At 43.6% G+C, this 8390-nt stretch carries 14 protein-coding genes and 1 pseudogene; 11 read left to right on the forward strand and 4 right to left on the reverse strand.

Annotated features, from left to right (window positions below):
- Together KTR07_RS27265 and mbpC (KTR07_RS27270) are read left to right on the forward strand one after the other, a co-directional pair.
- Positions 1-412 (forward strand): annotated as a pseudogene (locus KTR07_RS27265) (mobilization protein); the annotation flags it as partial.
- Entirely contained in the window at positions 369-818 is a 450-nt protein-coding gene (gene mbpC / locus KTR07_RS27270; protein ID WP_032948909.1) for a mobilization protein MbpC, read from the forward strand. The pseudogene KTR07_RS27265 and the gene mbpC (KTR07_RS27270), both read left to right, overlap by 44 nt.
- 41 nt (positions 819-859) lie before the next feature.
- Here mbpC (KTR07_RS27270) and KTR07_RS27275 read toward each other — a convergent pair whose 3' ends face one another.
- Genes KTR07_RS27275 through KTR07_RS27285 form a run of 3 tightly spaced genes read right to left on the reverse strand, consistent with a single transcriptional unit; the run spans position 860 to position 2973 of the window.
- Positions 860-1522 (reverse strand): hypothetical protein, encoded by a 663-nt coding sequence (locus KTR07_RS27275; protein ID WP_217315553.1) that lies wholly within the window; start codon positions 1520-1522, stop codon positions 860-862.
- Positions 1523-1580: 58 nt separating this feature from the next.
- Entirely contained in the window at positions 1581-2564 is a 984-nt protein-coding gene (locus KTR07_RS27280; RefSeq protein ID WP_032948906.1) for a replication initiation protein, read from the reverse strand.
- A 10-nt stretch (positions 2565-2574) separates the two neighbouring features.
- Entirely contained in the window at positions 2575-2973 is a 399-nt protein-coding gene (locus KTR07_RS27285) for a hypothetical protein (protein ID WP_025077300.1), read from the reverse strand.
- Positions 2974-3397: 424 nt separating this feature from the next.
- On the opposite strand from KTR07_RS27285, the gene KTR07_RS27290 reads away from it, so the two are divergent.
- The 6 genes from KTR07_RS27290 to KTR07_RS27310 all read left to right on the forward strand — a co-directional run bounded on the left by KTR07_RS27290 (position 3398) and on the right by KTR07_RS27310 (position 6044).
- On the forward strand, positions 3398-3631 hold the full coding sequence (locus KTR07_RS27290) for a hypothetical protein (protein ID WP_005783253.1): 234 nt from the start codon (positions 3398-3400) through the stop codon (positions 3629-3631).
- Entirely contained in the window at positions 3621-3962 is a 342-nt protein-coding gene (locus tag KTR07_RS27295) for a toxin RelE (RefSeq protein ID WP_008142487.1), read from the forward strand. Before KTR07_RS27290 ends, KTR07_RS27295 begins: the two co-directional genes overlap by 11 nt.
- A 332-nt stretch (positions 3963-4294) precedes the next feature.
- Entirely contained in the window at positions 4295-4594 is a 300-nt protein-coding gene (gene mbpA / locus KTR07_RS28665; protein WP_004327437.1) for a mobilization protein MbpA, read from the forward strand.
- Positions 4591-5385, forward strand: a complete 795-nt coding sequence (gene mbpB, locus KTR07_RS27300) for a mobilization protein MbpB (RefSeq protein ID WP_007560590.1) — start codon at positions 4591-4593, stop codon at positions 5383-5385. The genes mbpA and mbpB overlap by 4 nt, the downstream gene beginning before the upstream one ends.
- A complete protein-coding gene (gene mbpC, locus KTR07_RS27305; RefSeq protein WP_004295511.1) occupies positions 5342-5794 on the forward strand; it encodes a mobilization protein MbpC in 453 nt (150 codons plus the stop codon). The genes mbpB and mbpC (KTR07_RS27305) overlap by 44 nt, the downstream gene beginning before the upstream one ends.
- A gap of 19 nt (positions 5795-5813) precedes the next feature.
- On the forward strand, positions 5814-6044 hold the full coding sequence (locus KTR07_RS27310; RefSeq protein ID WP_004295510.1) for a hypothetical protein: 231 nt from the start codon (positions 5814-5816) through the stop codon (positions 6042-6044).
- A gap of 36 nt (positions 6045-6080) precedes the next feature.
- On the opposite strand, the gene KTR07_RS27315 is transcribed toward KTR07_RS27310, so the two are convergent.
- The gene (locus KTR07_RS27315) at positions 6081-7106 is read right to left on the reverse strand and encodes a replication initiation protein (RefSeq protein ID WP_004295509.1); all 1026 of its coding nucleotides are present in this window, start codon (positions 7104-7106) and stop codon (positions 6081-6083) included.
- 412 nt (positions 7107-7518) lie between these two features.
- On the opposite strand from KTR07_RS27315, the gene KTR07_RS27320 reads away from it, so the two are divergent.
- The 3 genes from KTR07_RS27320 to KTR07_RS27330 are packed head-to-tail and all read left to right on the forward strand — an operon-like array spanning position 7519 to position 8250.
- Positions 7519-7770 carry a hypothetical protein gene (locus KTR07_RS27320; protein ID WP_004295507.1) on the forward strand — a complete coding sequence of 84 codons (252 nt, stop codon included), beginning with the start codon at positions 7519-7521 and terminating at the stop codon, positions 7768-7770.
- Positions 7767-8042: a type II toxin-antitoxin system YoeB family toxin gene (locus KTR07_RS27325; protein ID WP_217315554.1), complete on the forward strand. Its 276-nt coding sequence runs from the start codon at positions 7767-7769 to the stop codon at positions 8040-8042. Before KTR07_RS27320 ends, KTR07_RS27325 begins: the two co-directional genes overlap by 4 nt.
- A 10-nt stretch (positions 8043-8052) precedes the next feature.
- Positions 8053-8250 (forward strand): hypothetical protein, encoded by a 198-nt coding sequence (locus KTR07_RS27330; RefSeq protein WP_004295503.1) that lies wholly within the window; start codon positions 8053-8055, stop codon positions 8248-8250.
- Positions 8251-8390 lie beyond the last annotated feature (140 nt).

Below are 8390 nucleotides of genomic sequence, written 5' to 3' on the forward strand. Positions count from 1 at the left end.
GGGAGAACTCTACAAAGACAACTGGATAGGGAAGAGAGCAACGGAAGCCGCCAACGGTATAGCCAGAGAGCGGAACTTGGTACAGTCAAAGGACATAGGCAAAGCCAACAGGGAAGAGATAAAACAGGCTATGAACGGTGTCCTTGCAAGGATGCAGGGATTTGACCTTGCCGGATTCAGCCGTGAACTCGGAAAGCTGGGTTTCAAGGTAAGGGAAGCCCGGGCAAGTACCGGCAAACTCAACGGTTATTACGTGGAAGCCCGGAGCGGAACAGAATACAAGGCAAGCGAGATAGGGAAAGATTATACGCTTGCCCACATCGAGAAGACACAGAAAAAATTGAAGTATAACTCAATCAGCAGGAATTATGGAAACACCCTCAAACCCAAAAACGGAGGATTACACCTATAAGCAGGGACAGTACAGTCCCCGAAAGAAAAAGGACACCACACCCAAAGTAAATCCGCAGCTTGCGGTAGAACTTGTGTTTCAAGAATTGAAGCGTGTAGAAGCCTATACAAGACGCATAGAAGATGCAACAGCCAAAAAGGTGGAAATAGACATGGGGAGTCTTGAAAGTGCCGAAAATCGCCTAAAAAGCGTATTGGCGGACTTTGAACGGCAGGGAAACAGAATGAAAAACGGCAGCTATGTGGACAAGAAAGTTTCAATGTACTCAATCCTTTGTGCTGTTTTTTCCCTATTGTTCGCCTGTCTGATGTGTTATCTGTGGGTGGATGCAGCCAAGGACAGGGATAACTACAAGAGGTATTATGAGTATTTTCAAGAGATGGATAAACAAAAAAGCGGAGAGTAGTATTCTCCGCTTTTTTGTTTATAATGTTTTTAATCGTTTGGTTATATTGCATGAAAACCAGTTATTTTCCCGTCATCAACAATACCTGAACTATTTTTTGAACACCACCCTACCATTTCGTATTTGTGTTTATAGATACTGCCATATTTAATCATTCCTGTGGCTTTTATATTATCACATTTGTTCCCTGAAAAATTAAAAGAACCGTATTCGTCAGGGGTCCAAGTTGTTGCAGGGTTTGAAGATACTGATGTACTTTGTATCGTTACACTTGAAGGTTTTGGACCGTCATAAGATAAAATCATAGTGGTTTGCGATGAAGCGACAGCACTACTATGACTACCATATATAGGGAAGGTCATAGTAGATCTTGTGTTGCTTAAGGCTTTTGGTGCATTGTCTTCATTTTGTTGAGTTGGTTCAAAATTATCAAACTCAATACCATTACTCATGTACTCCAAGAAACTTTTAGTCTTTTCGTAATCCATTTCTAAAAGTTCTTTGTTACGCTGTTCTATACTAACAGTCGTGTCAAGTTCCCAACCATAAGAATCGAACAAATTCATCAATGTTTCAATTTTAGCTTTTTCTTTATCGGAATAACCGTTGTTGTTTATGTCCTCTTCATTGGTACATGACCCTAAGAATAACACAAAGGAAAAAGCAGTAGCTAATGATAATAAAAACTTTTTTATATAATACACATTTAAAGTTTAGATATGGCAAACTTAAGAAATTATTTGTTACGTTGTTCTCTTTCAGTTAGATTTCTTTTAATTTTCTTTTGATAGCCCCGATAACATATCCTTTGGGGTTTTCTGCCAGTCGTGCGCCTTTTTTCAATTCTCCCAGGAACCCCATGAAATTGGGGATGCGGTTTTGCCCCTCGATAAGGGTTTTCTTGTTCTTGTTGACTTCATCAGACTTGAAGTCAAAGGAGAATTTGAGGTAGTCATATACGTTGTTCTCCAGCTGGAGCCGTGCCGTAACTTTAGCCATGCGCGCTTGTTCCTGTAGTGCAGGGTCTTCTCTGTCTTCAAAGAATACAGGGAATAGGGTCCAGCCAATGACCTTCTTTCCTTCCTTTTCCTCCTTAGCAACAAAGGAGTATGGAGAGGATTCATCAAGTTCTTTTTTAGCTGCATCGATAACATATCTCTTGAAATCATTAACTCTTTCGTATTTTCCTTGCAAGCAAAACCTTTCGCGAAGTCCGTCAGACCCCTCTAACGACACGAACAAAGGTTGGGTTTGTCCGGACATCAGCTCATAGAATCGCATGGCATAGACGCTTTTAAACTTCATGGCTGTTATGAGTTCGTATTTCTTGAACCCTTTCGTAAAATCAAGTGCGGCTCTCCAGATAGGGTCATAGACATGGAAGGTAGCAATACCTGTGCCTTTTTCTATTTTAGGGTGTTCGATGATGGCTGTATAGAACCAAATCTTATCATCTTCATATTCAGCCCCTTTCTTAGATAGCGATGTGAATGCAGCTTTAGCCTTGGCATAGTTGTGGTCATCTTCGTCTCGAAGAATGGATGCTACAGGCATGGTGATGTTCACCCCACAGTCAGACGGCTCAATCTTGTGCATATGGTCTTTGATTTTAATACCTTCTAACCATCGTTGGGCAAATTCGATAAGACGATATATGATACGCTTTTCGTAAGGACTGAAATCGTATTTGGCACATGTCCATATATAGGACTGGAATACGGCTTTGTTTGGTAGGTTTTCGCTCATAGGTATTCTTTTAGATTGTTGCGTATGGGTCAAGTTCCTTAATCCGCTTACACAAATAATCGAAGCGTTTCTTAGTAAGCGGTGTGAGTGTATCGAGGTTCTCGCCATCAAAATCCTCTCCAAAGATAATGTCGTCCACCCCTATTCCATGATTGTAGTTCTCACGCACACAATCACGCAGAATCCAAAGGTTGCGCAGATTTACCCAGTCTGCCGTTTTATTCTTGATTCTGCTAAACAGCACAGCGGCTGTGTATAGGTAGTGTCCGCAATGGTTGTAGTCATGCAGCACCAGTTTCCCTTGATAGTATATGTCGAAGTCTTTATTTTCTTCATCTTCCTTTGTGTCGCAGTAGAAGAACGGAATATCTTTCAGACCGTCCCAATCAATGTAAGTAGTTGGTTTCATAAGTGTGCTTTTATGGTTTTCTGCAAAGATACAAATTAAGTACGAGTTTAACAAATAGAACTCGTACTGTTTATTCTTTATCTCGTACTTGATGGGGGTGATTTTTATTCTTTATCTCGTACTTTAGTATTCTTTATCTCGTACTTAGAGGGTGTTTTTCTCGCATAATGCGCGCGCGCGAGGATAGGACATAGATAGTCGATGTTAAGATAGAAACAAGCTCATAAGGTTGAGATTGCTTCCCAACTTTCGGAAAAAACGGACGAAAAACAATAGGGAAAACAAAGACAAAGCCCCCTCGTAAGGGGGTTGGGGGATTGTGCGTTTATTGAAGCTTTTTTTTGCGCGTTAAAGTATATTAATTTGGTTACAATATCGGTAACAATGGTTACATTTGTATCACAATCAAAAAAGTTTAAGATATATGCAAGTAATTCCATTGAGCAAATTTCGGACGAATCAGACAGCGACCCTTCTTCGTGCTATTCAGGGAGAATCCGTCTTTCTGACTTCACGTATCGGTGATTTTAAACTGGTGCCAGTGTCCGTAGAAGAAAAAATAGCCACTCGAATAAGAGAGGGCTTGAATGAAGTGAAACGAATCGAAGCTGGTGAGCAGCCAGCCAAGAGCGCAAACGCATTCCTTGATGAGCTTTGAAGTAAAGACCACCCCGCATTTTGAGAGGGAAGCGAAAATCCTTGCAAAAAGGTATAAGTCTTTTAAGGCTGACATGAAGGATTTTATCGAGTCATTGGAAAAGAACCCCATGCAGGGGGATGAACTGAGCCCAGGTATCCGTAAAATAAGACTTGCCATTGTTTCTAAGGGGAAGGGTAAGTCTGGGGGAGCACGTGTTATCACATACACGATTTGTGCATCGGAGAGTGAAGGTCGTGTTTATCTTGTGGATGTCTATGATAAGTCAGACTTCTCTACCGTAAGTGTATCTATTCTTAAAAAAATCATATCTGAACAGGGTATCCTTTGACCAGTCAGCGTTAGTGAAGCGAACTGTGTTTTTTCTCTTTTCAGTCTGCAAAGGTAACTCCACACTCCGAAGCCGTCAAGGGCTTCGCAAGTTCGGATCTGAAAAAATCCTGAGCAGCTTCGCTGTGCGGTTTTTTCCGCTCGAACCCTTGACTGCTCTCCGTGTTCCGTTGTGGGAATGGCAGGGAAAAAAGAAAAAAGTGTGTGGCTATGCTGTGTGTTATCGCTGTGTGTATTCCCATGCGGCGTGTATATATAGCAAGAAGTGTCCTTGTCGGACAATTCTTGCTTTTCTCGCTTTGCTCAAAAAGATTTTAAGATTACCTTTGTGGCATGGAACTAAGACGGAACGAAAAGATTACATTCCGGTGTACCGAACTTGAAAAGGACGCACTTGCGGAGCAGGCAGCCCGGTGCAGTCTAAGCGTATCGGAATACTGCCGGAGTTTGTCCCTTGGGGGGCGCCCAAGGGAGAGGTACACCGAGGAGGAACGGCAGCTTCTCCGGGACATAGCCCAGTTGAAAGGAACGCTCCAACGGCTGAACAACTACTTCGGTGGTCGCCAGTACCGGGAAGTGTTCGAGGAGAACCGGGCACTAATTACAGAGCTCAAAAAAATACTCTCACGATGATAGGGAAAGGGAAAAGCATATCACATGGTGTGGCGGCATTGGAGTACGACCTCGCCAAAGAGATAAACGGGCAGGCAGTAGCCACCGAGATAGCCCGGCATGAACTTTATGGGTGTACTGGTGCGGAAATGGTGCAGGAAATGAAACCGTATCACATTGATTTTCCGAACGTAAAAAACAACTGCCTACGTTTCGAGGTCAGCCCCTCGATAGAGGAAAGCGCCACCTTTACGGATGCGGACTGGGCGGAACTTGGTAACGACTTCATGCAGCGCATGGGGTTGGCGAACCACCAGTACATCATCATCCGGCACAGCGGTACGGAGAGCAAGAAAGAGCAAGCCCACCTGCACATACTGGCAAACCGGGTTTCCCTTTCCGGGGAACTGTACCGGGACAACTGGATAGGGAAAAAGGCAACGGAAGCCGCCAATGCCATAGCCAAGGAACGGAACTTTGTACAGTCGCAGGACATTGGCAAAGTCAACAAAGCGGAAATCAAGGAAGCCATGGACGGCGTATTGAAGAAGATGCAGGGCTTTGACTTTACCAAATTCAAGGAAGAACTTGGTAAGAGAGGTTTTAAAGTCCGGGAAGCCAGGGCAAGCACCGGGAAACTTAACGGCTACTATGTCACAGCCCGAAGCGGTACGGAGTATAAGGCAAGCGAGATAGGGAAAGGCTACACTCTCGCCCATATCGAGCGGACACAAAGCAAACTGAAGTGCAACTCAATGAACATATCTCATGGAAACAAACTCACACCCGGAAGCGGCAGCTTCCAACGTTAAGCAGGGACAGTACAGCCCCCGGAAAAGAAAAGATACAACGCCAAGGGTAAACCCGCAGCTTGCGGTAGAACTGGTGTATCAAGAACTAAAGCGTGTTGAAGTCTATACGAAGCGCATAGAGGACGCAACAGCCCGAAAGGTACAAATAGACGGGAAAAGCCTTGAAAGTGCCGAAAATCGCCTAAAAAACGTGTTGGCGGACTTTGAACGGCAGGGGTACAGAATGAAAAACGGCGGTTATGTGGACAAACGAATTTCGTTCTACTCAATCCTTTGTGCTGTTATCTCCCTATTGTTCGCTTGTTTCATGTGCTATCTTTGGACGGATGCAGCCAAAGACCGGGACAACTACAAGCAGTATTATGAATACTACCAAGAGCAGGCAAGGGAACAAAAGGGGAATAAATAAACATCTAACTTTACGAATTATGGGAACAACGGAACACGAAGAACCCCGGTTCTTCTTCATACTGAACAAGGGTGCGAAGTCCGGCGGCGAAATCACCCATGCCGTCCTAAACGGTAGTATCGTTTCGAAGCCGGCAGGCTGGGACGCCTTTCATGGGCTTGCACTGGCGAGAGAGAAACTAAGCAGCGAGGAAATACAACAGCAGATGAAAGAACTTGGTGTAGAAATGGAAATCGTTCCTCTGATTTGACAAGATTACCCGGAGTGTTTCAGCCGGGTAATCTTGTTACTTATCCTTGATTTTCCCTTTAAGGGCGTTTATAATCCACCCTTTCGGATTGTTCTTTTCTCGTGATTTTCCGTTTAGGAGAGCCAGTTCTCCGATAAGGTCGGTTATCTTTTCTTGTGCCGTTATGAATGTCTCTTTGTTCCGGTTTATCTCTTCCGATGTGAAGCCGCAGGAATAACGGAGGTACTCGTACACATGGCTGTCTATCTGATATCGTGCTGTAACCTTTGCTTGCAATTCTTTCCCTTCCAGTTCTTCATCTCTGAACTGTGGTTGATAGACCGGGTAGAACCTAAACCCGGTCACCTTGCTACGTTTGTTGTTTGGGTTTTCACGCACTTTCACGTAGTTGAAAGTGTATGGGCAGCTCTCATCAAGCGCAGCCTTTGCTGGTTTCAAAACTCTTTCCTCAAAATGATCTATTCTGTCTTTTCCGTTCTTGTCCTTGTATTTGTCCGCAGGTATGCCAAGACGGTCTTTCAAGTTTTCAAGGGATATATCCAAAGGGTACACCTGCCCACTCATTAACATGTAAAACCTAAGGGAATACCCAGTAGGTAGCGCAAGAGCCTTGTTTAACTCAAATTCTCTGTACCCCTTGGCGAACTTGGTAAACACATCCCAAAGGTCGTTAGACACACGAAAGGTTATAATGCCAGTGCGTTTTTTATATTTTGGGTTAGATATAAATCCGCACTTCCACCATTCCTCGTCATCTTCGTAAGTAAAAAAACGTCCTGCCAAAGAATCGAGTGCGGCTATGATTTCATTGTAATCACGTCCGGAAAAAATAACGTCAGATACATGCATTTGTGCATCAACATCCCAAAGTCCATGCTCAAACTTGCGTTTCGTGCCTGCATAATCTTTCAGTTTTACTCCCTTTAGTTCAGCTTGGCACGCTTCCAGTATGCGAAGAACTATTCTTTGTTCGTGTATGGACATGTCTTGCTGTTTTGACCATGTATATACCCATGAAACAACAACATCTTTATTCTTGGTAATAGGTAGTTTCTTTTTCATAAACGATTGATTTGCTGCAAATATACACAATCCCCACATTAAAACAAAAAAAGAGGGGTAAAACTCCCAAAGTGTGGGGACTAATTTACTTTTAAACTCCCAAAGTGTGGGGACTAAACTCCCAAAGTGTGGGGAAACACATGTTCTAATCCCTTTATTTATGGGCGTTTGCGAAGAAGTGATAGAGCATATTACAGACGATGCTTATAACAGACAAGGGGAATTTATAGAGCTAAGTGGTTGATTTACTGTCGGAAAAAGAAAAACGATAGGGAAAAAGAGCAAAGCAAAACCAACCAACGGGCGGTAGGATTGGAAACGGGTTTTTATGGCGTGTACACGTTTGTGTACAAAATGTTTGTATTTTATTGAAATATAGCTATCTTTGTGCTGAATTTAAAAGCAAACAGATATGGAAGCATTATCAGTAAGAGAATACCGTAACAACCTCGCAGCGTCTTTCACCAAAGCTGACAATGGCGAGCAGGTACTAATTCGCAGGAAAAACGAGATTTACGCTTTGGTAAAAGTTGGTCGTGAAGATTTGATGATAACCCCGGAGCTGCAAGCAAGGATTGACAAGGCAAGGGAAGAAATCAAATCCGGAAAGTGTGTTACCCTCAAAAGCAGTGAGGATATTGACGCTTATTTCGATAGTCTATGATGTACACAATTAGGGTTTCCGACGGGGTGGATAAGGTGATTGCCAAATGGAAGAAATCAAACCCCAATTTGTTCAAGAAGTATAAGAAAATCTACAAAGAATCGTTAGAGCACCCTAAGACTGGGCTTGGGCATCCCGAAGCGTTAAGGGGCGGTGGGGATATTACATGGTCTCGACACATTACCGCCCATGACCGGATAATCTATGACATTTACGAGGAAGTGGTAGAGGTCTACATCTTGGAGGTAGAGGGGCATTACAACGATAAATGATAAAACTGTTATGGTCGAATATTGTGTTTACTGGTTAGAGAACGGCGAGCCTATGCACGAGGTGTTCTCTTCTCTTGCCGCCGCCGAGATGTACTCATGTGCGATAAGAGGGAAAGAAAACATTGAATGGGTGGAGGTGTCCGAAGAAGAAACCATTGATTTGGACGAACTGGAAGACATGTTCCCGGATGACTTCTGCGGCGTGTAATCCCCTTGGGTAGAAATGGGGTAGAATTTGTTAGGCTGTGGGGGATTTTCTAACACGCCGGGGCTTTTTGCTGGGCGGTTGGCGTGGATGTATTCCCATGCGGCATGTGTATATATAGCAAGAAGTGTCCTTGTCGGACA

This window comes from Bacteroides sp. MSK.20.82, assembly GCF_019052485.1.
Lineage (GTDB): Bacteria > Bacteroidota > Bacteroidia > Bacteroidales > Bacteroidaceae > Bacteroides > Bacteroides thetaiotaomicron.

Coding starts and splice junctions, on each gene's coding strand:
- mbpC (WP_032948909.1), top strand. CDS start 369: ATGGAAACACCCTCAAACCCAAAAACGGAGGATTACACCTATAAGCAG.
- KTR07_RS27280 (WP_032948906.1), bottom strand. CDS start 2,564: ATGAGCGAAAACCTACCAAACAAAGCCGTATTCCAGTCCTATATATGG.
- KTR07_RS27285 (WP_025077300.1), bottom strand. CDS start 2,973: ATGAAACCAACTACTTACATTGATTGGGACGGTCTGAAAGATATTCCG.
- KTR07_RS27290 (WP_005783253.1), top strand. CDS start 3,398: ATGCAAGTAATTCCATTGAGCAAATTTCGGACGAATCAGACAGCGACC.
- KTR07_RS27295 (WP_008142487.1), top strand. CDS start 3,621: ATGAGCTTTGAAGTAAAGACCACCCCGCATTTTGAGAGGGAAGCGAAA.
- mbpA (WP_004327437.1), top strand. CDS start 4,295: ATGGAACTAAGACGGAACGAAAAGATTACATTCCGGTGTACCGAACTT.
- mbpB (WP_007560590.1), top strand. CDS start 4,591: ATGATAGGGAAAGGGAAAAGCATATCACATGGTGTGGCGGCATTGGAG.
- mbpC (WP_004295511.1), top strand. CDS start 5,342: ATGGAAACAAACTCACACCCGGAAGCGGCAGCTTCCAACGTTAAGCAG.
- KTR07_RS27310 (WP_004295510.1), top strand. CDS start 5,814: ATGGGAACAACGGAACACGAAGAACCCCGGTTCTTCTTCATACTGAAC.
- KTR07_RS27315 (WP_004295509.1), bottom strand. CDS start 7,106: ATGAAAAAGAAACTACCTATTACCAAGAATAAAGATGTTGTTGTTTCA.
- KTR07_RS27320 (WP_004295507.1), top strand. CDS start 7,519: ATGGAAGCATTATCAGTAAGAGAATACCGTAACAACCTCGCAGCGTCT.
- KTR07_RS27325 (WP_217315554.1), top strand. CDS start 7,767: ATGATGTACACAATTAGGGTTTCCGACGGGGTGGATAAGGTGATTGCC.
- KTR07_RS27330 (WP_004295503.1), top strand. CDS start 8,053: ATGGTCGAATATTGTGTTTACTGGTTAGAGAACGGCGAGCCTATGCAC.